22 protein-coding genes are annotated in these 22,248 nt (G+C 49.1%); 9 read left to right on the top strand and 13 right to left on the bottom strand.

Annotated features, from left to right (window positions below; translation table 11 throughout):
- Positions 1–207 precede the first annotated feature (207 nt).
- Entirely contained in the window at positions 208–1,266 is a 1,059-nt protein-coding gene (purM, locus tag V8F51_RS02420) for a phosphoribosylformylglycinamidine cyclo-ligase (RefSeq protein ID WP_337098459.1), read from the bottom strand.
- Positions 1,267–1,409: 143 nt separating this feature from the next.
- Between purM and pdxR the strand changes: the two genes are divergently transcribed.
- Positions 1,410–2,852 (top strand): MocR-like pyridoxine biosynthesis transcription factor PdxR, encoded by a 1,443-nt coding sequence (pdxR, locus tag V8F51_RS02415; RefSeq protein WP_337098458.1) that lies wholly within the window; start codon positions 1,410–1,412, stop codon positions 2,850–2,852.
- A gap of 287 nt (positions 2,853–3,139) precedes the next feature.
- Here pdxR and V8F51_RS02410 read toward each other — a convergent pair whose 3' ends face one another.
- Both V8F51_RS02410 and V8F51_RS02405 read right to left on the bottom strand, forming a co-directional pair.
- On the bottom strand, positions 3,140–3,976 hold the full coding sequence (locus tag V8F51_RS02410) for a sugar phosphate isomerase/epimerase family protein (protein ID WP_337098457.1): 837 nt from the start codon (positions 3,974–3,976) through the stop codon (positions 3,140–3,142).
- 30 nt (positions 3,977–4,006) lie between these two features.
- Complete coding sequence (locus V8F51_RS02405) at positions 4,007–5,083, bottom strand: Gfo/Idh/MocA family protein (RefSeq protein WP_337098456.1); 1,077 nt, start codon at positions 5,081–5,083, stop codon at positions 4,007–4,009.
- A 161-nt stretch (positions 5,084–5,244) separates the two neighbouring features.
- Between V8F51_RS02405 and V8F51_RS02400 the strand changes: the two genes are divergently transcribed.
- The 3 genes from V8F51_RS02400 to V8F51_RS02390 all read left to right on the top strand — a co-directional run bounded on the left by V8F51_RS02400 (position 5,245) and on the right by V8F51_RS02390 (position 9,005).
- A complete protein-coding gene (locus V8F51_RS02400) occupies positions 5,245–6,147 on the top strand; it encodes an AraC family transcriptional regulator (RefSeq protein WP_337098455.1) in 903 nt (300 codons plus the stop codon).
- Positions 6,148–6,540: 393 nt separating this feature from the next.
- A complete protein-coding gene (locus V8F51_RS02395) occupies positions 6,541–8,460 on the top strand; it encodes an eCIS core domain-containing protein (RefSeq protein WP_337098454.1) in 1,920 nt (639 codons plus the stop codon).
- A gap of 320 nt (positions 8,461–8,780) precedes the next feature.
- A complete protein-coding gene (locus V8F51_RS02390) occupies positions 8,781–9,005 on the top strand; it encodes a hypothetical protein (RefSeq protein WP_337098453.1) in 225 nt (74 codons plus the stop codon).
- Between the two features lie 133 nt (positions 9,006–9,138).
- Here V8F51_RS02390 and V8F51_RS02385 read toward each other — a convergent pair whose 3' ends face one another.
- The 6 genes from V8F51_RS02385 to V8F51_RS02360 form a co-directional block, all read right to left on the bottom strand.
- On the bottom strand, positions 9,139–9,396 hold the full coding sequence (locus tag V8F51_RS02385; RefSeq protein WP_337098452.1) for a hypothetical protein: 258 nt from the start codon (positions 9,394–9,396) through the stop codon (positions 9,139–9,141).
- 128 nt (positions 9,397–9,524) lie between these two features.
- On the bottom strand, positions 9,525–10,709 hold the full coding sequence (locus V8F51_RS02380; RefSeq protein ID WP_337098451.1) for a YhgE/Pip domain-containing protein: 1,185 nt from the start codon (positions 10,707–10,709) through the stop codon (positions 9,525–9,527).
- Positions 10,710–10,821: 112 nt separating this feature from the next.
- Positions 10,822–11,436, bottom strand: coding sequence for a TetR/AcrR family transcriptional regulator (locus tag V8F51_RS02375; RefSeq protein WP_337098450.1), 615 nt, complete (start codon positions 11,434–11,436; stop codon positions 10,822–10,824).
- Between the two features lie 160 nt (positions 11,437–11,596).
- The gene (locus V8F51_RS02370; protein ID WP_337098449.1) at positions 11,597–12,313 is read right to left on the bottom strand and encodes a DUF3105 domain-containing protein; all 717 of its coding nucleotides are present in this window, start codon (positions 12,311–12,313) and stop codon (positions 11,597–11,599) included.
- 50 nt (positions 12,314–12,363) lie between these two features.
- The gene (locus V8F51_RS02365) at positions 12,364–13,236 is read right to left on the bottom strand and encodes a M56 family metallopeptidase (RefSeq protein ID WP_337098448.1); all 873 of its coding nucleotides are present in this window, start codon (positions 13,234–13,236) and stop codon (positions 12,364–12,366) included.
- Entirely contained in the window at positions 13,233–13,649 is a 417-nt protein-coding gene (locus tag V8F51_RS02360; RefSeq protein ID WP_337098447.1) for a BlaI/MecI/CopY family transcriptional regulator, read from the bottom strand. The genes V8F51_RS02365 and V8F51_RS02360 overlap by 4 nt, the downstream gene beginning before the upstream one ends.
- 168 nt (positions 13,650–13,817) lie before the next feature.
- On the opposite strand from V8F51_RS02360, the gene V8F51_RS02355 reads away from it, so the two are divergent.
- Positions 13,818–14,264 carry a tellurite resistance TerB family protein gene (locus V8F51_RS02355; RefSeq protein WP_337098446.1) on the top strand — a complete coding sequence of 149 codons (447 nt, stop codon included), beginning with the start codon at positions 13,818–13,820 and terminating at the stop codon, positions 14,262–14,264.
- Between the two features lie 73 nt (positions 14,265–14,337).
- Here the strand turns inward: V8F51_RS02355 and V8F51_RS02350 are convergent, their stop codons facing one another.
- On the bottom strand, positions 14,338–16,290 hold the full coding sequence (locus V8F51_RS02350) for a stalk domain-containing protein (RefSeq protein ID WP_337098445.1): 1,953 nt from the start codon (positions 16,288–16,290) through the stop codon (positions 14,338–14,340).
- Positions 16,291–16,455: 165 nt separating this feature from the next.
- Between V8F51_RS02350 and V8F51_RS02345 the strand changes: the two genes are divergently transcribed.
- From V8F51_RS02345 to V8F51_RS02335, 3 genes are read left to right on the top strand one after another with little or no spacing between them, the layout of a single operon-like run.
- The gene (locus tag V8F51_RS02345; protein ID WP_337098444.1) at positions 16,456–17,085 is read left to right on the top strand and encodes a bifunctional transcriptional activator/DNA repair enzyme AdaA; all 630 of its coding nucleotides are present in this window, start codon (positions 16,456–16,458) and stop codon (positions 17,083–17,085) included.
- Positions 17,075–17,635, top strand: coding sequence for a methylated-DNA--[protein]-cysteine S-methyltransferase (locus V8F51_RS02340; RefSeq protein WP_337098443.1), 561 nt, complete (start codon positions 17,075–17,077; stop codon positions 17,633–17,635). Before V8F51_RS02345 ends, V8F51_RS02340 begins: the two co-directional genes overlap by 11 nt.
- Positions 17,628–18,449, top strand: a complete 822-nt coding sequence (locus V8F51_RS02335; RefSeq protein ID WP_337098442.1) for an SPL family radical SAM protein — start codon at positions 17,628–17,630, stop codon at positions 18,447–18,449. The genes V8F51_RS02340 and V8F51_RS02335 overlap by 8 nt, the downstream gene beginning before the upstream one ends.
- 6 nt (positions 18,450–18,455) lie before the next feature.
- On the opposite strand, the gene V8F51_RS02330 is transcribed toward V8F51_RS02335, so the two are convergent.
- The 3 genes from V8F51_RS02330 to V8F51_RS02320 form a co-directional block, all read right to left on the bottom strand.
- Positions 18,456–19,073: a DNA-3-methyladenine glycosylase family protein gene (locus V8F51_RS02330; protein WP_337098441.1), complete on the bottom strand. Its 618-nt coding sequence runs from the start codon at positions 19,071–19,073 to the stop codon at positions 18,456–18,458.
- Between the two features lie 109 nt (positions 19,074–19,182).
- Positions 19,183–20,361 carry a MalY/PatB family protein gene (locus tag V8F51_RS02325; protein ID WP_337098440.1) on the bottom strand — a complete coding sequence of 393 codons (1,179 nt, stop codon included), beginning with the start codon at positions 20,359–20,361 and terminating at the stop codon, positions 19,183–19,185.
- A gap of 96 nt (positions 20,362–20,457) precedes the next feature.
- Positions 20,458–21,510, bottom strand: coding sequence for an LLM class flavin-dependent oxidoreductase (locus V8F51_RS02320; RefSeq protein ID WP_337098439.1), 1,053 nt, complete (start codon positions 21,508–21,510; stop codon positions 20,458–20,460).
- Positions 21,511–21,654: 144 nt separating this feature from the next.
- Between V8F51_RS02320 and V8F51_RS02315 the strand changes: the two genes are divergently transcribed.
- Positions 21,655–22,008 (top strand): winged helix-turn-helix transcriptional regulator, encoded by a 354-nt coding sequence (locus tag V8F51_RS02315; protein ID WP_337098438.1) that lies wholly within the window; start codon positions 21,655–21,657, stop codon positions 22,006–22,008.
- Positions 22,009–22,248 lie beyond the last annotated feature (240 nt).

Genomic DNA, 22,248 nt, shown 5'->3' with positions numbered 1-22,248 from the left:
AAGAAGGTTATTATTCATCATAGCTACTATGTACTTACTGCAACACCCGTAAGATCTCATGAAAAATCATATAAAAATTAGCGTTGACCCTGTCCACATCATAGCATTGCAGGATGACATTTACAGTCCGATTTTTGTTTGATAATAAACTTTTCGAAGCAGCAAAGAAAGAGCAAGGAGCGCTCGCGCTCTCCCTGCTCTTCTACTTTATCCTAATTCTATTTGATTAATAAATTGCACCTGTTGGGGACCGCTCACGATTTCCCCTATCTCATAGGAATGGCAATCAAATGACTTTAGATGAGCCTTAATATGAGGAATCGATGCCGAATCAGCGACCAATGCGATGCCTACGCCCATATTGAACGTCCGCAGCATATCTTCTATTGGCACTTGACCCTCCGCTTGAATCGTTCTGAATATGGGCAATACCTCGATTCGGCTCAGGTCGATTCGCGCGCTGGTCCCGGCAGGGAGTATTCGGTTCAGATTTGCCGCGATACCTCCGCCCGTAATATGCGCCATTCCATGAATTTCTACATCGTTTACGTTTCTAGATATCAATGCTTTAAGGGGCTGGTAATAGCATTTGTGCGGTTCCATAATAACATCCAGGAAACGTGAGCCTTCGAGGGTCAGGTCAAGAACATCCGGCTTGTCGTCGATTAACTTGCGGATAAGTGAATAGCCGTTCGTATGCACGCCGTTCGAAGCGATCGCGAGTACCGAATCTCCGATTTGGATGCGGCTGCCATCAATCACTTTGTCGCGATCGACAACGCCTAGCACGGAAGCGTTCAGCATATATTGACCTTCGGGCAATACGCCCGGCTGCTCCGAGGTTTCTCCCCCGATTAATGTACAATCCTGCTCACGGCATGCTTGCGCTAAATGTTTCACCAGCGCGACAACGGTGTCCTTCTCGATCTTCCCGCACAAAATCGTATCCAGAACCGCCTCCGGTTTTGCCCCCATCACAACAATGTCATTCACTAGATGATTGATCAGATCAAAGCATATGCCCGCTACTTTGCCATACTTGAACGCCAATTGCTGCTTCGACCCCGGCTCTTCCGCCTTTAATACGAGGATGGGATGTTGAATTCCCTTAAAATCAGCTTCGAATAACGATGCGAATGCACCCGGTTTATTCATTACTCGGCGATCCTCTTGCGACTGCGACATGACATCAGCCATCACCGCTTTTGCATCATCTGCTTGTTCAATGTTGACACCTGCGTCCTTGTACGTATACTTTTTCTTCATAACGTCCACCCCAGTCTGTATTCATACTGTCCATGAAACTCATTATAAAGATTAATTGTCATTTCCAAATGTACAGAAAAATAATAAAATAGATGACAGATTACGATCCCGATCGATGCAGGATGAAAGGAATCTAACCGACCATGCTTATACCGCCGCAGTGGAGTGATACGTCTTCGGAACCGATCTATATTCGGATTTACCGTTTTTATAAAGAAAACATACTAACAGGCTCTTTGTCGCCGAACTCGAAGCTCCCTTCGATACGAGCGCTTGCGCAGCATTTGGGAATTAGCCGCAATCCCGTAGAAACCGCGTATGGTCACCTCGTCGCTGAAGGTTATATTGTCAACAAAGCCAAAAGCGGCTATTACTCAGCCTACATTGAGCAGCTTACTACCGGGAATGGCAAGCTCACACGCTCGCTTCCGATTACTCCTCCTGTTCGGCATGTTACGCCAGCCGTTGACATCGATTTCAGCCATGACAAAATGAGTACGGAACATTTTCCGCTGCCTTTATGGAAAAAGATGACGTTGAACATTTTGCGCTCAACCGATCTTAACCTATTCAACTATGGAGACAACAAAGGGGAGCCCAAGCTTCGCTCCCTCATCATTGAATATTTGCGTCAGAACAGAGGCGTTGTCTGCGAACCTGGGCAAGTCATCATCACTTCAGGCACTCAGCAATCCGTGTATATATTGAGCTCGCTGCTCCGTAACAAAGAAGGTGCGATAGGCGTGGAAGCCGCTATGCATCCCGGAATTTATCATATGTTCAAGCAGTTGCTAACCCCCGTTCACTTACCTCTGGATAGAGATGGCCTTTCCTGCAGCGAGACGACGTCTTGGGATACCATTCCATTAAAAAGCATCTATGTAACGCCTTCTCATCAGTTCCCATACGGTATGGTGCTGCCAGCCGCGAAAAGGACTCAATTGCTGAATTGGGCAATCAACACGGACGGGTATATTATCGAAGACGATTACGACAGCGAATTTTTGTACGAAGGCAGTCCGCTGCCCGCCTTGCAGGGCATGGACAATAATGGACGCGTTATTTACTTGGGGACGTTTTCCAAGGCGCTTGCGCCCGCCATTCGGCTTAGCTATCTCATCTTGCCGCAAACGCTGCTGGAAGACTTCGAACGCGAATATGTCCATTACGATCAAACCGCTTCTAGGCTGACTCAGAAAACGATGGAGCTGTTCATGGAACAAGGGCATCTAGGCAGACATGTACGCAGGATGAGGAAATTGTATCGGGAAAAGAGGGATCAGCTCATTCGCGCCATACAAGCCTCCTTCGGCAATAACGCGAATGTGCTGGGTTCGGCTTCCGGTCTTCATCTCATTCTTGAGATCCATAGCAACTACAGCACCGAACGGCTTGTCCAGCTTGCAGAGAGCCAAGGAATCAGGGTCTACCCGGTGTCTTACTATCATGTGGCAGGACAACATGTTTTCACGACTGCCTCAGAAACAACAGCAGCATCACACTTTGTGCTCGGGTACGGCGGATTAACCGCCGAGCAGATTACACTTGGCGTGGAGAAGCTCGCCGAAGTGTGGCTTGAAAGTTGAATAAATGAAAACGGGATAGAGCAGGGTTTATTCTGCTCCATCCCGTTTTCATTTGGGTCGCTTAATGCTTGTCATAAACTCGCTTCGTTGCACTCTTTGCAACAGATAAGGCTTTTAAACGGCTCTTCATTGGTTGCCGTTGCAGAAAATACAACAGAATACTGAATATAGCTTCGGCTATGACCATGACAACCGAATTCTGTTGCATAATATGCAATCAGCACTCAGCTTTGAGTGATCTTTAGCTCATTACGTTGCATATTGTGCAGCGACGGACTAACTAAATATTATAAACCTGCAGCTGCGTACACCTTGTCGAAGCCGGCTTTGGAGCGCTCGACGAGGCTTTCCGCCGTGCCTTGCGGCGCTTCCGCGCTCAATATTTCCTGCACAACCGCGCCTTTGTAGCCGATTTTGTGAAGCGAGCTAAGGAATCCGGCCAAGTCGATAACGCCTTCGCCCGGATATCCCCTGCCATTATCGAGCGCTTCCGCGACCGGTACGTTAGGCGCGTCGTTGATATGAACATGAACGATCTGCTCCGGACGAAGCGCCTCAATGTCCGCTGTGCCGAGCTCATTCGTGTACCAGTGGTAGGCGTCGAACAGCAAGCCGACGTTGCTCTCACCAATTGCATCGATCCAATCAAGCGTCTCTTGCAGCGTCCAGATGAACGGATTCGCCCAGCGCGTACGCAAGTGATGCGGGCCTACGAACTCCAGGCCGAGACGGATGCCGTAAGCGCCAAGCACTTGCGCGCAAGTGCGCAAGCGGCGCGTTGCCAGCGTCATGAAGTGCGCGGCAGGCAAATCCGTAGACGGCAAAATATACGTACAGCAGCTCGTGCAGCCCAGCGATTCCGCAGCAGCAGCAGTGGCAGCCAGACCCTTCAAGCCCTCGCGAAATGCCTCCTCTGTCCCGCGCCATTCCACAGGAAGTCCGATCGAGCCGATCACGACTCCGTTCGATGCGAGCAATTCGCGAGCTTGTTCCAATCCATGGCGCTCAATAAGGCCGCGAGCGTCGATGTCGACGGCTTGGAAGCCGTATTTCGCCGCAAGCTCAATGAGCTGCTCGTCGCTGTCCAGCTTGCCTAGTCCTGCGCCTGACAATCCTCTTAACATGTTGTCGCTTCTCCCCTCATTAATAAGTTATTAAATATCCCAGTTCAGCTTCACTTCATTGCCCGTACGGGACGATTCGTAAATCGCATCTAGAATCAGGTTGTTCGTAAAGCCGGTAAGCGCCGAAGTGATTGGCTGTTTGCCCTCGCGAATGCATTCGAGGAAGTGACGGCTTAGACGTTGTCTCTCGCCTTCGTCATTGTCCGCTTTGGACAGCTCGGTTTCGATCGGACGATCGAACTTCTCGGTCAGCAGCTTGCCCTTCCCACCGCGGTAGCTTGCGCCGCCCTCGGAACCCATCAAGTGAATGAACGGAGTGTTGTCGGTATCCATATGAACCGCCCAGCTTACTTCGAGCGACAGCGTGCTGCCGTCTTCCATTTTGATAAGCGCCGTTGCCAAGTCTTCCACATCGTAGCTGCCGTCCCAGTTCGGCTTGCCCCATGTGCCGATGCCCTTGCGCTTCGGTCCAAACTCCGCATACGTTGCGCCGTATACCGATACTGGTTTTGGATTGCCCATTAGATACAATGCAAGGTCGAGCATGTGGACGCCGATATCGATCAACGGGCCGCCGCCGGCCTCGTCCATTTTCGTAAACCAAGTGCCCCAGCCCGGAATGCCTTTACGACGGAACCAGCCTGTTTTGGCCGTATAGATCTTGCCTAACTCGCCGCGCTCAACCTGCTCCTTAATCTGCATCGGAACCGATTCCCAGCGCATTTGGTGTCCGACCATTACGACTTTGTCAGACGCCTGGCTTGCTTTCAAAATTTGACGGGCAGCGTCGCTATTGATTCCCATCGGCTTCTCAAGCAGAACATGTTTGCCTGCTTCCAGCGCTTGAAGCGCAAGCGGAGCATGGAATTGATTCGGAACGCCTACAATAACCGCGTCCACGTCCGGGCGGGCGATAAGCTCCTCCGGGGAAGCAGCTACGTTCGCTATGCCGAATTCCTTCGCGCGCTCTTGCGCCAGCGGCAAGTAAGTATCTGTGATCGCCGTAATCTCACATTGGTCTGCTAGTTTAGTAAATTCCGTCGCATGTACACGGCCGATATTGCCTGCGCCAATGATGCCAATTCTAATTTTATTGTTGCTTGCCATAATAATAAGTCCTCCCGCAATGTTTCAGTCATTGTTATTTGTGCTGCATTTAGCTAACTTAAATCCATTCACCCTACGTACTTTATGGTAAAATAAATAGATAAAGAAAGCGCGCTCTTTCTTCGATAAAAGTCTCAGTTTTTCGGAGGTAGCTATAGAAGATGACCTATTTTCCCGATTACTTGAAATCGTTTCCAAATATGGATACCTCTTCACCGCTTCATATTAATTTGAATCGGTTGGATAGCGGCTTCCGCCCTCATCGGCATGATTTTTTGGAATTCTCCTATGTGATTGACGGCGCAGGCGCAGAAGCCATCAATGATGTAACTCATGTTATGAAGCCCGGCACGTTCACCTTCGTGCTTCCATATCAAGTGCATGAAATATTCACGGAGCAGGACAGCACGCTTGTCCTCTATAATTGCAATTTCAGCATGGACTTGCTGATGGGACCTGGGCGTGATGAATCGCTCAATGATTTCATCGAACAATCCGCGCTTCCGTCCTTCGTCCAGTTAGAAGGGCAAGCAAGCGCGAAGATGCACGCCCTCGTAGAAGAAATGTACGCCGAATATAAGAGCGCAAAGCCTTGGCGATTAACGCTGCTTCAATTAAAGCTTAAGGAAATATTGATCCACTTCGATCGCGAAAGGCGTATAGCAGCTCCGCAGCATATGGATGCTCAGCCCGCCAGTAAGAAGAGCTACTCCGTATGGCCGATCATTCACTATATCCATATGCATTACCAAGAGGATCTGTCGCTATCCGACCTATCTGCCAAGTTCTCGATGAGCATATCCCGCATTAGCGAGGTAATTAAGGAGACGACCGGCCAGACCTTCGTCCACTTCCTGCACGATTTACGGCTTCGCCACGCTTGCAGCCTGCTCGTATCGACGGAGATGAGCGTGTCGGAGATCGCGTTCGAGGTCGGTTATGGCTCGTACAAGACGTTCTCGCGTATTTTTCACGAGAAGAAAGGCATCGTGCCGAAGGATTATCGCAAATTGAAAAGTATTAGCGCCAGCACGGCAGCTGCAGTTATAACCGATGCTCATTAGAGTTCGTAATGATGATTATCGAGCGAAAGCCGGGCCCGCTTGTTAAGCTGGCTCGGCTTTTCCCGTTCAATTCGTATAATGAATAACGGCGCTTACAACCCCTGCCACAACGAGACAGCCGTAAACGATAAAAGAAATAATCATCAACTGTCGCCTGCTCACAGCTCCGCTTCCCTTCTGCGTCTTAATAGGCTATGCCTCTTTCCTATGCCATATTATGCAGGCCGTGACAAATGCGGAGATTGTCCGCGCTATTTCTTTATTTCCGCAACCGGGGCTATTTGCATGTTCTCACCTACCAATAATTGTATTACAATAGACGTAATCATTAGACCGACATCATTCGTCATGAATCGCCTTAAGCTGAATACTGATTCGAAGAGAGGTACGCATATGTCATTCGAGCATCAACAGAAGGCGGCGAACAAGCAGACTGCTGCCAAATCCAGCGATACGACGGCAGCAGCCGGGAGCGCGGCGAATCAAGCTTCCATGTCCTCCTCACAGCAGCAGCAACTGCAATTACAGCAAGCTGTCGGCAATCAGGCTGCATTGCAATTGCAGCGCGGACAAGCCGCTCAGCGGAAAGCTGACGGAGGCCCAGCGGAAGGCGGTGCAGCCTCAGGCGGATTAGGGGGCGGCAAGCTTCCGTTGCCTATGTATGACAAAATTCAAGCCGCATTCAATGTCGACCCATCCAGCGTAAACATTCACGCGAATTCATCCGAAGCTTCGAAGGTTGGCGCACTCGCATATACACAAGGAAACGATATCCACTTTGCGCCGGGTCAATATAATCCCGAATCCTCACAAGGACAAGAGCTGATCGGCCACGAAATGACCCATGTCGTGCAGCAACGAGCGGGCAAAGTGAAACCGACAACGGAGATTAGCGGCATGCCCGTCAACGACGACCCGAAGCTCGAACGCGAAGCAGAGAGTATGGGCAGGCGTACTGCCGCGGCCAGCAGCCCGGTCCAGCGCTCTGCCGATCCGACTGCCGCAGCCTCCGCTTCCTCAGGAGGAGGCTCGCATGCAAAGACGCCTATTCAGCGGCTGCCTACCCGCAGGCAGATGGAGAAGGAATTAAATCCAAAGTCGAACTTTCTTTTCATTAAGAACAGCACGCGGGTGAAGTCATTCCTCTCCCTCCTCGACAAGTTCAATAACTATGTGGACGGGACGGATGTTGGACGAACAGCCGACGCGATCAAGAAACAGATGGTCGTGCTCAAGTCGCTGTACGGCAGCATCGAGCAATCCGCGCTTCAATATATAGAGAGCAAGGAGGAGGGCGGCAAGCAGGATGCGATGGCTCAATTCGTTGAGCGATTGAAGCGAGAACGAGCGCTTATGCTTCTGAAGGCGCAGAACTTTGTCGACTCCCCTCCCGATCTTCCGCCAAAATGGTTCATCGTCATGACCAGCCTGCGCGGCATGGACCCGACGACAATTAAAGATATTAACAAAACCGGCGAAAGCGGCAGCGGCGCGCTCAACTCCGTTGACTTCGTCAATCTCGGTGATCGCGAAGGCGTCTTTAAGGGCGACAAGCAGAGGATCGTGGAAGGAAGCGAGCTGCAGGACGCATCCGAAGCCGAGAAGCGCTCGGCGGACACGGAGCATTGGGTAGCGAGCAAGATGGCCAAGATCAATACGAACGATGCTCATATGGCAGCGCGCAACGTAGCGGCCTCAAGGCTCGACAAATGGCTGGGAGCAGGCGTCATCGCACACGCCGAATTCGCGCTACACGAGAGCGGAGGCGCAGTCAAATCCGGCTCTTTCATGGAGAAAGCCAAAGGCCAGCAGGCGGGCAAGTTCGAGACGACGACAATCGACTTCGCCGACCCGGTGCTGCAGCGGAGTCTCTCGCGCTTGCAGCTTATGGATGCGCTGTGCATGCAGGTCGATCGCCATACGGGCAACTTTTTCGTCCAGACAGACGATAGCGGCAACGTTCTTGGCATTACCGGCATCGATAATGATATGTCGTTCGGTGAGCGGACCGAGGTGCATAAGGGGTCACAGGAATATCCGGGCCTAAGTCGTTTCGTCGACAAAGACTTGGCGGAGCGCATCATCGCGCTTCAAGACGACGATCTCATCTTCATTGTCGCTGATCTACTGTCTGCCGCCGAGGTGAAGGCATTGCTTACGCGGCTAAGCTTGCTGAAGGCGCATCTGAAGAAGCTGAAAAGCGAAGGCAAGCTGCTGGACGCCGGCGACTGGAACAAACAGACATCGGACGACCAGATGGAAGAGAAAACAAACTACTTGAACAACTTCAATTGGAAGCTCTCGAAGACGTAACAAGCAGGACTGCGCGGCAGTCCTGCTTGTTTTCTTTGTTTACGGTACATTCTACTCTACCAGCCAGCTGTCTATGATCCTCATTTGTCTCGTAAGGCTATGGCACAAGCCATTCCAATGGGATGAGCATATCTTATATTAGACTACTAGGAAAGGAGCTGACAGAATAATGTGTTGCAAACCATTTTGCCCAACTGTTCGCGTATACGATCCTCCTGTCACGGTTGTAAACGATGTATTTCACCCACAAATCGTGGAAGTCGTTCATCAAGTGAATGTCGTTACCCGTCACCACTGCGTGCCGTGTGAAAAACATATCTATGAATATTGTTACCACGATGAAGGGCTCTCCCAAAGTGGGGAAGATAGCAGTAACGGCAGTAACGGAACCTCTACTATTTCCAGAACGAAATCGAGAAAAAAACAAAAACGTTCCAAACGATAATCCAATCGGGTCAAGCGTAAACGGCTATCGCTACGCACGAACCGTTAGCTGCGTCTATGCGCAGCTCGGTTCTGCGCCGTCCTTTGGCGGCGTTAGCTAACGTTTCGCGGATGAAATATAAGTCCGTTTATAAGCCTGAAACTTATAAAATTCTTATATTTTAGAAAACGAAGAAAAAGGGCAACCGATCGTTTCATCGGAATGCCCTTCTCTTGTTTTTAAGCCTTTACTACTTATATAGGCTCGCTTTTTCTTTCAGCAAAATGATAGACGCCCAGCCTTTGATCGGTCTCGTGAATCCGATGAATCAGCCGGCACAGATTACCCATCATATCAGCATCCCTCGTGGTCGAGGCGGCTTGATACAAGGTGTGGAGACAGCCTAGCGCGTGGTCCCTGTTGACCGCGCCATTCCTTAAGTTACTTAGAACTTTCTCCGTCTCGGCATTAATGAACCATACGACACGCTGTTTTAAAGAAGAATTTTTCAACGATCAGCCCTCCGATGAATGTCATGAAGCTTACATTAATCAGTATAACGATCCTCTGCCAAAAACACTGTCGAAGAACGACGTCGAAAAACAACTTGTTTGGTTGGTTTTCTGCCAATAAAAGTCAATTATTTCGATTCGCTAACCGTTCCACGCTGACGGGATGGAATGAACGCCGATGCAAGCAGGACAAGCATGCTTACGGCGCCAAGCCATACCAGCACGGTCGTCGCATGGTTCATCGATAAGCCTTGGCCGAAGAAGAAGATTTCGCGCAATCCGTCGACCATGAAACGCATCGGAAGCCACGTCAGCACATAATCCTGATAGAACGAAGGCAGAAACTCAGCCGGCATATTAAGCAGCGGTCCCCCGAAGAATAAAAAGATCACGAAGATTGCCATCCCTTTAATGCCGATCAACGAAAATACGGCAGAAATCATAAGGAAGAAAGCGATGTAGCTGATCGCAAGGAATAGCGCCGTTTCATTGAACTGCGGAATGTTAAGACCCCAGCTGTCAGCGAACCATGTGAAGCTATAGCCTGCTATTAAGGCGAGTACAAAGCCGCAGATGACTTGCATAGCATTTACCTTTAGTTTCGCTATAGGGGATGTGAGCTTCAAGCTTTGTTTTACGAACAAGAAAATAATACTGCCTACAATGCTTGCCATCCATAGCGGCTGGAACAATGCGAAAGGCGCGTTGCCGCCCGCACTATGCGTACCTGTCACGTTCACATTCGTTACGTCTTTGACAATCGGCGCTGCCAGCGCTGCTGCTTGTTTCGTTGACACCGTTCCTCCCTGCTCATCGAAAAACGTTATCAGCTCGCTTTGCAGCTTCGCATTAACGCCGTCTACCATCTGATTCAGCGCTTGGCTTGCCATTGTTGAAGCCATCGTGCTCATCCCTTGATTGACGTATATGCTAATATGAGCTTGCGTCGGTTCAGGTGAGCGCAGTGAAGCTTGATTGCGGCTGAAGTCGGCAGAAATGACGAGCGCTGCGTAATATAGCTGATCATTAAGGCCTGCTTGAACCTCTTCGTCACTTCCAACGGCTACCCATTTGATCGGCGCCTCCTCATCTGTTGCGCCAGCCGCAGCTTGCGCATTTTGAATGATAAGCTCGCCCATATTCACATTGCCTTGATCCGGAATGTCGACGCCTTCATCCTCGTTCACAATCGCAATCGGTAATTGCTTCGGTGCCGGATTAATGGAAGGAATAGACGTCAGGCTGAATACAAATAATACAGCAATAACGATAATCGGCAGTAATAAAGTCAGTTTGTTCTTGAATAAGTTCATGGTAAACATCTCCCTCTCTTTTCTCAAATCTTTTCATTGATTGAACGTACGTTCAATTAAACGGCCTAAATAAATCCTTGAACGCCGGTTGTTGCGAAGCTGTTCAAGGATTCTATTGCTCCCATAAGGTGACGGTAAAATCAATCATCTCTTTAATATACTTTCCTTTGTCCACCTCATGCACGAATTCAATGCCGATAATTTCGCTAAGAATGAGCTGCATGGCAGCGCCGACCACTTGCCTCGAAGCAAGATCGTAATTAAGCTCGCGAATCTCGCCCTTCTCATGCCGTGCTTGCAGGAACTCTCTGAAAAATTGCTTCTGTACTTGAATAAATCCGCTTAGCTTCTCTCGTTCTTCCTTCTCGAGCACATCGCCCTCGCGAATCAATATCCGAGCCGAATCCATATCTTCCATGAACAGCTCGTACATGCGTCTAATCAGCGCGACAAGTGCTTCACGGAGCGGCAATTGCTCGATATGTTTATTGACTAACGATATTTCCGTGAATCTCCGCTCGAAGCTTTCTTGAAGCAGTACCGACAAAATTTCACGTTTGCCGCCAGGAAAATAATGATAAAGAATACCATCCCCCATGTTCAACTTCCGATTAATTGCACGTACGGGAGTGCCGTGATAGCCTTTCTCGGCGAACAGCGCTTTAGCTGTCTCAAGCAGCTTCTCTCTTGTTTCGGCTGCCTGTTCCTTGCGTGTGTTGCGAGTCATGCTGATCACGCTCTCCTTTCATTCAACGTTCGTTTAACGAAATATTACGTCAATTCTGTAATAATGTCAATTCGCAATCGATCCTTTATTTAGGACAACAGACGCCCGCCACATTGGCGGACGTCTGTATCGGATCTAGATTGTATTATCCAGTACCTGATTACATTGTTCCTCCGCCTCGGCGGATGTTAGCTGGGATCTGCTCAGGACCACGATTAATATTGTCATAGATAAACTGGGCAACTGCCCGTTCGTTGAAGCCGTCCAGCACCATTGTCTTCGTCCATGCTGTCACAACAAGCTCCGTGCCTTCTGGCAGCTCATCGTTAGGAACCGCTAGTACGCCAGCGCCTGCCTCACGGAACTTCGCTAAATATTGCAGCAGGTTTACTTGGTCGTGAGTAGCGGAAGGACGGTAATGGATAATAATGTCGCCATGCTCCAGATTGTGAACGAGCAGCTCGAAGTCCGGCCGTTCGCTATAGAAGCCGAATTTAATGTCATGCGGGCTATGCGGTCCCGAAGTCGGGATGCTCATCTCGTAATCGACCTTGCTGTCGGTATGATCTGCGCCAAAGTATTCGTCGGTTTTTACTTCTATCTTCATATCGTAATTCAACTCTGCGACATCATACGTCTGCATCCACTTTGGCAAATAATGAACAAACACAAGAATAAGAGCGACGACAATGAGCAGATGGCCCGATAGACGCCACTTCTTCACAGTCTGCTTCAACAAATTCCGCTCTTCCTTCTTCATTCGGTTGACATTTTCTTTATTTTTGCGGGCGGCCAAAAAATAACTTACGATGGCAACGATAAGGATAAGTCCTGCAGCGTATAACCAAATTGCCGATTCAGATCCTTGATTGTGCATGTTAATATGAGTTTCCATAATGGGTTACAACACGACCTTTCTTTCTTTAGTTATGTCATTGCTAATACGGTCAGCGCCATAAGAAGCAGCAGCGCGTAAACGGAGATTACGATAGCAGGCGTCTCCAGCTTAACCGGAATGGCTCGCTGCGGTTCAATCAGTTGACGCAGCCTATAGTTGATAGCTTCATCAGAGAACGAAGCGAGAACGGGACTAGTCGAAGCGCTGCGGATGATGCCGCTGCTTTGCACCATTTTCAGCAATGCGCCTCCAAGCCCAAGCTCTGAGCCCGTTGCCTTGATGGCATGTTCGTCCGCTCTCAGCTCGCTCATAATTTTGTAATTCGCATACGACCATCGCGTTAACGGAATGAACCAAAGCGACTGTGCAATAAGCTGGAGCACAAATAGCTTCAGCGTGTCGTAGTTGTGACGATGAGACGCCTCATGCGCAATGACGGCCTCGAGCTCCTGCTCGTCCAGCAGTCCTACAAGACCACTCGATAAGACGATCATCGGTTTCCGAAATCCCATGGTGAACGCAAGCGGCTCCGCTCGGTCGATGACGATCATAGAGGCACGCGATGAAACATGAAATCTATGCTTCAATTCCTCCGTGTACTGGTGCAGTTGAAGCGAAATCATTGCTGCTTTGAAGCGTGTTAAGCGTACGTATTGCTGAATGATTCGAATGAATGCTATGAGCAGCATATGGATGATGAACGCATTCATCGCGTAAGTAATCAGGTTATAATACCACGAATGCTGCTTGAATAAGCTAAGACAGAATTTGAAAATATTTAGATGCACGTTCATTCCGAACATAAGATGAGCCGCATACATGCCGATCTGTCCAATCACGACCAAGGCGATAAGTACGCTTAACGACAGGACGATATTCGACTTCGTTTTCCAATTCGTCATTGGCTGTCCTTCTTAAGCTGTCTTAACTTGGCCTCCAGCTGCTGAATCAACGACTCGTCAACGTCTTTAATCGCATCGAGCATGTGATTGATGACGACGCCCCCGAACTCGTCAATCAAGTTCTCGGTCAGCTTCCTTGATTGCTCTTCGATGAAAATCTCCTTCGACTGGGTCGGACGATACAAGGAAAGCCTTCCTTGCAGTCTCCTCTCCAGAATGCCCTTCTCGACTAACCGATTCATCACGGTCATAACCGTATTGAAGTTCACGGGCTTGTCTTGTGCAAGCTTGTGCTGAACGTCCTTGATGCAAAGCTCCTCCGCATCCCACAGCAGCTCCATCACTTTCGCTTCCAAGGAGCCAAAAAACCGGTTCAAACCGATTTCATCATATTTAAAATGATTGATTTTCATTCCGCTCCCCCTCCACTACACATTATAGTGCAACGACCCGCACCAGTTCAAGCTACTTCCTTTTAATAGCAACACACCTCTAACAATCCGACAAAATATCGCCATATTTGCAAAACGTCCTCCAATACTACTACAATAGTAATTAACAAATCTAAGGAGGCTCCCACTATGAGCACATTTAAATCTTGGCTGCAGAGCAGCAAGCAAGGGCTGACCGATCAAGTTAAAAAGTTTAAAAATAAAGAATTTCTGGACGCAGTCGTGGCAGGATGCGCGATTGTAGCTGGAGCCGACGGCTCTATTGATTCCGCCGAGAAACAAAAAATGACCGGTTACATAAGCCGCAGCGAAGAATTAAAAGTATTCGATATGAGCGATGTCATTAACCGTTTCAACCATTTCGCCAGCAATATCGAATTTGATGGCATGATTGGCAAGCAAGAAGCGCTTAAGGCGATTGCGAAGTTCCGCAGCAAGCCTGATGTCGCACGCGTAATCGTTGGCGTATGCAGCGCGATCGGCGCGGCGGACGGCAACTTCGATCCGCATGAGAAAGCGGCGGTTACCGATATTTGCAACGCGCTTGGTTTGAACCCTAGCGAATTCAGCTTGTAATCGTTATGGAATGAAGAAGAGCCCCGTACGCGAGATAACGCGCACGGGGCTCTTTTGGTTGATGTTTATGGGATTAGATCGTGTAGATTTGAGACACTTTTCCATTCTTGAATGTTACATACTGGCTGCTTAAGCCGTAACCCCAAGTTTCAATTACAATGCCGCTGCCGCTTATGACACTAGTGGAACTCGGATTTCCCCACGACAGTAGGACTTGATCCTTCGTCATGCCGACGCCGATTTTCTCGGCTTTGACCGCTGTCCATATTTTCGTGGACCAGTTATATTTTTTGTACGGATCATACGTCAACAGATAGTAATCTGTAGCTAGATACGATTCTACGGCACTGCTGCCATACAATACGCTTGACTTGACTTTAACGCCTTTCGTCGTTTGGAAAACAATTACGAAATCTTTTGATGCATCGGGAATGATATCAACAATCGTTAGTTTAATGAATCGGTCTGCACCTGGAATATGATTAGACCAATAAGACTTTCCAATGTACTTCGTTAAAGTGCCAAGCGCCTCTCTCTTCAGCACGTTCGCTGTATCAGGCGTTTCGATTTTCATTTTGGCTGCGCCGAACAAGATCGTGATCGTCTTGTACTTGGTATCCCATTGCAGCTTAGCTCCGAATACTTTCGTCAACAAGGCTGCGGGGAACACGGCCGTTCCGTTTGCCGTTTGAATCGGACCTCCAAGCACTACCTCCTTGCCATTCACGGTGGCTTTGGCTTCGTCTGACTTCAGCTTGATCGCCGTGCTTCCAACCTTAATATCGAATGTCTTCGATGCTGCCGTATACACAACTGTACCGCCAATCGATTTGAAGACCGATTGGATAGGCACGTAAGTTACATTTTTAATCTGCGCTGCATTTTTAAGATTCGCGCTCAGGCTTGTCGTTACAGTAAGCGTTTTCGCTGCAGTCCCGGATGTAACTGTAACTTTGGATACTCCGACGCCGAGTGCTTTAAACGTACCATTGCCCATAGCTTTCAATAAATGCGGTTTGTCGATTTGTACATTGGCTTGGCTCAAAGGCACTTTCTTCGTTTCACCTGTAGAATACGTCTCGGAAATTTCCGCTTTAATGCTATCTCCTACATTCGGAGTTAGATTAGATAGTTCAAAAGTTAGATCGGCTACTTTTGGAATCTCAATCTGCTTCTCCAATCCATATTGGTACAATTTCCAATCTCCGCTATTAGTTAAGAAGTAAAAAGATTCATCATCTTTTAAAGCCGAAATCTGCTTCACATTTTTTATACCCGTAAGTTGCTTCTCTAGTTTATATCGGTATTCATAATCACCAGTTACCCACACGGTTCCATCCTTAAGAGTTACGAGAAGCTGTCCGTTGTCGGCGAATACGATACCCGATGCATCTGATGTCACCTTCTCAGGTATAATCTTCCATCCGTTCTCGTAATCGATATTTCTCTCATCATAAATCATGACTTCACCGCTGGAACTTAAAGTTGCGGTCCGCCCTTTATTGTATTCCATGAGAGTGGCATCAATAGCAATAATAGATGCAGCGTCACTTAGAGTATAGTTTTCTTCCACGCCTGCTGCCGATAATACCCCTGACTTTGTAAGGTAAGCAAGACTTCCTCCGCTTCCGCCGATTAGGCGAACATTAGAAGTCATTTTGTAACCATCGGTTGACCATAATGTGCCATCAGTCTTCAGATATGAACCAAACACTAACTGGCTGATGCCTGTTTGTTTGGTGTCTACTGCCGGTTCAGTAATGTAATCCCAAGAAACAAGCTCTCCCTTTTTCGTTACACCGAAGCCCTCTTTGCCATATCCTACGATCTGCGCGATATCCAAATTCTTACGGATCGGGCCATTCGAATTTTTCACCCAGATAGAGCCGTCATCCAATAAAATGTTGTCGTAAGCCACGCCTATTACTTTAGTACCGGTACTAGCTGCTGACGCTACAGTTCCGAGCGAAGCAACGGACAATACAGTTAAGCAAAAAACGACCAATAGTGATAAATATCTCTTCAAATCTATCTCTCCTCACCTATCTAGTAGGAATATTGTACCATGTATGTAGCCTACAGGTAAGGAAAATTTCGGAATCTATAATTACGATATCTTGCTTTTTTATTGATGTCAGCGTACAAACGACTGTTATGGAGGGTATACTAGAGCAAGAGGTGAAAGCAGCATATGGAACCGTGGAATGAGAAATTTGAGAGACGTCCAACTCAAGAGACAGGAGTATCAAGGGTAGACTTAAACGAAGAGAAATGGCAGGCAATCCTGCAAAACAATGCCTCTTATGACGGCAAGTTCTGGTACGCCGTCAAAACGACGTCCATCTTCTGCCGCCCGTCCTGCAAATCTCGGCCCCCTAAGAAAGAAAATGTCCGCATCTTCATGGCGCCCGAGCAAGCGTTAGCGGCCCGATTCCGCCCATGCAAGCGATGCAAGCCTACAGGCGAGAAGCTGCCGGACGACGAATGGATCAGCCTAGTCACGGATTATATGGACAGCCATTATAACGAAAACATCACGTTGGAGCTGTTGGCCGAGATTAGCCATAGCAGCCCCTTTCATTTGCAGCGTACGTTCAAGCGTCTTTGCGGCATAACTCCCACTGAGCATATGCAGAACCTGCGAATAGAGCATGCCAAAAGATGGCTTTCCGAATCCGATCTTAAAATTGCCGACATCGGCTTGCAGGTTGGAATGGCCAATACGCCATATTTCGTCACCTTATTCAAACAGAAGGTCGGCTGTACGCCAGCAGTTTATCGGCGACAGAACAAGAAAGGAGATCACATTCATGAAAGCTGATAACCATTCATCTATCTATTGGTCGCTATTATCAGTAGACGATTGGAAGCTTCATCTAGCTGCTACACCCGCAGGACTTTGCTATATTGGCTCGCAAAATCAATCGCTGGATGAGATTTCCCTTTGGGCTAATAAGAAGTTCCCCGGCAGCGCGCTCGTACAAAATGATGAAATGCTGGAGTCATACAAAACGGTATTAATCGGTTATCTGCGTGGTACGGTGGACAACGTCGACATGCCGCTCGATCTGCGAGGAACGCCTTTCCAATTGGACGTATGGAAAGCGTTATGCGAAATACCGTATGGACAAACTTCGTCGTATTCGGACATCGCAAGCCGCATCGACAAGCCTTCTGCCGTACGCGCCGTTGGCACCGCGATCGGAGCTAATCCCGTCCTCATTACTGTCCCTTGCCATCGGGTAATTGGCAAGAACGGCGCGCTAACCGGTTTCCGCGGCGGCCTTAGCATGAAGTCAGCGTTGCTCGAACTAGAGCAGAGTCGTTCCGGCATCGATAACAATACGAAGGAACACATCGTACATGGCTAACGAGACTTACAAGCGCACGCATCCGAAAACCATTTCGAACAAAGGAACCGGTTATCTATCGGGATACAGCCATACGCTTAATCCGTATGCAGGCTGCTCTTTCAGCTGCTCATACTGTTATGTACGCCAAATGCCGATCTCCCTCTTCCGGCAGGAAGCATGGGGATCATGGGTAGATATTAAGCAGGACGCGGCGAAACTGCTCCGCAAGGAGCTAGTGATTGCGAAGCGCAAAGGGCCTGTGACGATCTTCATGTCTACGAGCACCGATCCTTATCAGCCCGTCGAGCACAAAGAAGGCGTCACCCGATCCTTGCTGGAAGCAATGGTCGATGAACCGCCTGATTTTTTGTTCGTGCAGACGCGGAGTCCGCTAGTGCGCCGCGATATTGATTTGTTCGCTCAGCTTGGAGATCGCGTACGGATCAGTATGACGATAGAGACGGATCTCGAGGATATCCGAAAGCAATTCACGCCAGAAGCTCCGCCGATTGCGGCGAGGCTGAAGACGCTGCAGCTGCTCCGAGACGCCGACATTCCTGCTCAAGCGACCATCGCGCCTATTCTCCCAAGCAGCGAGATGTTCCCAAAGCTGCTGAAGCCGCTCGTTAATCGCGTATGTATCGACGACTACTATATGGGCGACGGAAGCGGAGGCAAACGAACGAGGTCTATCGGTATGGAATCGATCTATGCCCGATTAGGACTCGAGGATTGGTACAAACCGGACGCCTATCGTTCCGTCTATGATCGCTTCGTCGAAGTATTTCCCGCCGAACAGGTATATATAAGCCAAACAGGCTTTGAGCCTTAAAAAAGCTTATTCGGAGGATAGCTGCCACAAATAGATCGAGGCGACTGTACCGAAGGGCGAATAGAACGCACGATACTCGTCGAACTGCTTTTTGGACAGCTCGCTTAAGCCGTATAACCTCATCATTCCCTTGCGGATCGCCGCGTCGCCCCAGCTTACGATATCCGGCCGCTCCAAGGCATGAATAAGCAGCATCTCTGCCGTCCATTGCCCGACACCTTTAAGCGACGTAAGCTTCGCTGCAACCTCGGAATCCGGCATGTCATTAAGCTCTTCCAATTGCAATTCGCCGTGCACAATCGCGCTCGCAATCGCATGGATGTTCTCAGCCTTCCTCATGGACAACCCGCAGCTTTTGATCGCTTCTACCGTATGTTCCGCCACATTATTCGGTGTCATTGCACCGAGGCGCTCCTGCATTCTGGCCCATATCGTATCAGCGGCCTTAACCGATATCAGCTGACCGACCATCGCTTCCACGAGGGAAGCGAATAAATCAGGTGTAACCTCGCGCTGCGGCAAGCCCAATCGATCAATCGCCGCACCTAATACTGGATCGGCGTTCCTTAAGTAACCCAGCTCGCGCTGTCCGTAATCGAAGTTTTTTTTATTAGCAGTCGCCAATGGTATCTGCCTCCTCATCACAAGTATACCGAATATGTCTACACTATAACGCTTCGGAGGCTTTTTGTGCGGCTATTCGAATAGAATAGCAACATTTTAAAATCGAACGCTACAGCTTCCGAGCCGCTTCGCAGAATTGCTCCAGCGCCTGGGCTAGCAGCGATCTTGGACAAGCCAGGTTAATCCGAAGCCAGCCAGCTCCATCCTCGCCGAAGCCGGAGCCTTCGTTAAAAGCTACCTTCGCCTGATGGAACATAAGCTCCTTCAAGCCGCGCGAATCTAGACCGAGCGATCGACAATCCACCCAGAGCAAGTATGTCGCGTCAGGCATCATCGTCTTCACTTGCGGAAGATGCTGAGCTAAATATTGACTAGCGAACGCGATATTCCCCTCAATATATACGAGAAGCTCATCCAGCCACGCCTCTCCTTCATTAAAAGCCGTCTCTACCGCGTCTTCGGCGAAATGGTTCGCATTACGGAGGCCGAGCAGCTTCAAGCGCTGATCCATTCTCCTCCTGGAGGAAGCATTCGAAATAACCATGAATGACGTGTGAAGACCTGGGAGATTGAACGTCTTTGTAGCCGAAAGGCAAGTAATCGTAATGTCTGCAAGCTCTTGCGACAATGATGCGAATGGAGTATGAAGATTCCCCGAATGAACGAGGTCGGCATGTATTTCGTCGGATACGACCGTTACCCCATACCGCAGGCAAAGATCGCCTAATCGGCGCAATTCATCCTCGTTCCAGACGCGCCCGCCCGGATTATGAGGACTGCAGAGCAGAAGCAGCTTCGCACCGGCTTGGAACATCGCTTCCATGCCGTCGAAGTCCATCTCATACCGATTGTTGACGACGCGCAGCGAGCTTGCCCCAACCACGCGGTCGTTGCCCCGAATCACTTCATAGAACGGGTAGTACACCGGCGTCTGAATGACAACCGTATCGCCTGGCTCGCTGAACAGCTGAACGGCTAAGCTTAGCGAAGTGACGACGCTTGGCGAGTCGACGATCCAGTCATTCTGTATGGTCCACTCATGCCGGCGGCGGTACCAGCTTACGATCGCTTCATGATAGCTGTCTGTTCGAACCGAATAGCCGTAAGACCCTAACTGGGCACGTTCCACAAGACGTTGCGTGATCGCAGGTACAGTTAAGAAATCCATATCCGCAACCCATAATGGAAGAAGATCCTTCGCGCCGAACATCGTTTCCGCATGATCCCATTTAAACGAACGCGTATTTTTACGATTCACGATTTGGTCAAATTGATAGTTGGCTGCCATGTAGCTTCACCAGTCTTTCTTCATAAAGGATGTCTTAATCATAGTGCTTCTTGCCGTAAAAGAAAATAGAGAGCAGCAGCGCCGCTCCCTAATGAATTATACCGTATATTTGCGAACCGCCGGCAAGATAACCGTTGCAATCAGCTCAAGATTACGAGCCAACACTTCAAAGGATACGCCGCCAAAATCCATTTGTGCGATATACCGTTGATGGCCGAACAGCTCATGCTGATACAATATTTTTTCAATAATTTGCTGCGGACTGCCCACCATCATAGCATCCTTTACATCCGAGCCTTGGGCAAAATGCTGCATCGGGTAGCTTCTCCCGTTAATAAGCTCCATCCCCTTGTTCACATGAGGATAGGCCTCGCTAAGCGCCTGCTGCGTCGTATCGGCGACATGGAATAAACCCGCGGTCGCTACCGGCAGCGCCGCAGCGTCATGTCCGCTGCGCGAAGCAGCCTCCCGATAAGCATCGATCGATCGCTTGAAGCTCGTCGCCGGGCCGCCGAGTGTAGCCAGCATCATCGGAACGCCTGCGGCACCGGCCTTCATCGCGCTTTTCGGCGGTCCCCCTACCGCTCGCCAGATCGGCAGCTTGCCGCCGCGAGGGCGGGGAAAAACGTTGGCATCGTTAAGCGGAGCTCGGAACTGACCTTTCCACTTGACTGATTCCTCTTCGTTAATCTTTACGAGCAGATCGAACTTCTCTTCGAATAATGCCTCGTAATCGCGCACGTTATAGCCTAACAACTCGAACAACCCGATACGGGAAGCGCGGCCGGCTATAATTTCTGCACGCCCCTTCGAGATCAGATCGATTGTCGCGAAGTCCTCATAGACGCGGACGGGATCGGACGTGCTTATAATCGTGGACGAGCTTCCGATCTTGATTTTGTTCGTTGCCTGAGCGATAGCGCCCAGCACGACCGAATGCGCCTGCGTAGTGAAGTACTCCTGGTGGCTTTCTCCAACGCTAAAAAAATCAAGTCCTGCTTCATCAGCCATCTTCGCCAATTCAATGATTTCGTGAATCCGTTGCTCGGCGGAAATCCGTTTGCCCGTATGAGGGTCCGGAATATGATCGCCTAGCGTATATAAACCAAATTCCAGGCCTTTGCTCTTATTCAATCGATATGGTTCCATGCTGATTAGCCCTTCTTTCTATCTGTTTGGATGAATATCACCTTGTTGCTTTTCTCATGGGCTAATCTTATACCATTGCTATTCAAATTGTAAGTATGCACTTATAAGTGATATAGTATACAAAAAGATACTAATGGAGGAACTATGAAGATCCAGCCCGAGCTCTGCAAAGTGGAAGACGCGCTTACCATCATCGTGGGCAAGTGGAAAACGAGTATTTTGCTGCATCTCATCTCCACAGGCACGATGCGTTATAGCGAAATCAAGAAAGCCATGGGCACGATTACGCCCAAAATGCTAACCACCCAATTAAAAGAACTAGAGGAAGAAGGAATCATCCAGCGCGTCGTTTTTCCTCAGGTACCGCCAAAGGTTGAGTATTCGATGACGGAATACGGCATGACTCTTGAGCCGATATTGACAGCTCTTCATAATTGGAGCGCAGCGCATCAGACTCACAAAGCCAGGACAAATTCTACACAGACTACGGTTCATTAAAGGAAAGATATTCATAAAAACTATCCCGAAAATGACACCTTATATAAACCTCTCTACCTCGTCTCCTGACCAAATGACCAAATAGAAACTTATTCCTATTGTTCGAAGGACGATAGGATTGGAAATCCATCCTATTCGCACAAATATGAGTTACTTAAGGTCAATAAGATCGAAAATCCAGCTTATGGTTGGTGAAAACGGCGATTGTGTTGGGACCGGCGGGGCTACAGACAGAATAGG

It is taken from the genome of Paenibacillus sp. YIM B09110 (assembly GCF_037167145.1).
Lineage (GTDB): Bacteria > Bacillota > Bacilli > Paenibacillales > Paenibacillaceae > Pristimantibacillus.
This window is presented reverse-complemented; position numbering and strand designations above follow the sequence as displayed.

Bases quoted from the DNA above. Each gene is read 5' to 3' on its own strand.
- V8F51_RS02410 (WP_337098457.1), bottom strand. From the start codon at position 3,976: ATGTTAAGAGGATTGTCAGGCGCAGGACTAGGCAAGCTGGACAGCGAC.
- V8F51_RS02400 (WP_337098455.1), top strand. From the start codon at position 5,245: ATGACCTATTTTCCCGATTACTTGAAATCGTTTCCAAATATGGATACC.
- V8F51_RS02390 (WP_337098453.1), top strand. From the start codon at position 8,781: ATGAATATTGTTACCACGATGAAGGGCTCTCCCAAAGTGGGGAAGATA.
- purM (WP_337098459.1), bottom strand. From the start codon at position 1,266: ATGAAGAAAAAGTATACGTACAAGGACGCAGGTGTCAACATTGAACAA.
- V8F51_RS02345 (WP_337098444.1), top strand. From the start codon at position 16,456: ATGGAACCGTGGAATGAGAAATTTGAGAGACGTCCAACTCAAGAGACA.
- V8F51_RS02395 (WP_337098454.1), top strand. From the start codon at position 6,541: ATGTCATTCGAGCATCAACAGAAGGCGGCGAACAAGCAGACTGCTGCC.
- V8F51_RS02405 (WP_337098456.1), bottom strand. From the start codon at position 5,083: ATGGCAAGCAACAATAAAATTAGAATTGGCATCATTGGCGCAGGCAAT.
- V8F51_RS02365 (WP_337098448.1), bottom strand. From the start codon at position 13,236: ATGACGAATTGGAAAACGAAGTCGAATATCGTCCTGTCGTTAAGCGTA.
- V8F51_RS02380 (WP_337098451.1), bottom strand. From the start codon at position 10,709: ATGAACTTATTCAAGAACAAACTGACTTTATTACTGCCGATTATCGTT.
- V8F51_RS02315 (WP_337098438.1), top strand. From the start codon at position 21,655: ATGAAGATCCAGCCCGAGCTCTGCAAAGTGGAAGACGCGCTTACCATC.
- V8F51_RS02325 (WP_337098440.1), bottom strand. From the start codon at position 20,361: ATGGCAGCCAACTATCAATTTGACCAAATCGTGAATCGTAAAAATACG.
- V8F51_RS02355 (WP_337098446.1), top strand. From the start codon at position 13,818: ATGAGCACATTTAAATCTTGGCTGCAGAGCAGCAAGCAAGGGCTGACC.
- V8F51_RS02370 (WP_337098449.1), bottom strand. From the start codon at position 12,313: ATGCACAATCAAGGATCTGAATCGGCAATTTGGTTATACGCTGCAGGA.
- V8F51_RS02335 (WP_337098442.1), top strand. From the start codon at position 17,628: ATGGCTAACGAGACTTACAAGCGCACGCATCCGAAAACCATTTCGAAC.
- pdxR (WP_337098458.1), top strand. From the start codon at position 1,410: ATGCTTATACCGCCGCAGTGGAGTGATACGTCTTCGGAACCGATCTAT.
- V8F51_RS02375 (WP_337098450.1), bottom strand. From the start codon at position 11,436: ATGACTCGCAACACACGCAAGGAACAGGCAGCCGAAACAAGAGAGAAG.
- V8F51_RS02340 (WP_337098443.1), top strand. From the start codon at position 17,075: ATGAAAGCTGATAACCATTCATCTATCTATTGGTCGCTATTATCAGTA.
- V8F51_RS02320 (WP_337098439.1), bottom strand. From the start codon at position 21,510: ATGGAACCATATCGATTGAATAAGAGCAAAGGCCTGGAATTTGGTTTA.
- V8F51_RS02360 (WP_337098447.1), bottom strand. From the start codon at position 13,649: ATGAAAATCAATCATTTTAAATATGATGAAATCGGTTTGAACCGGTTT.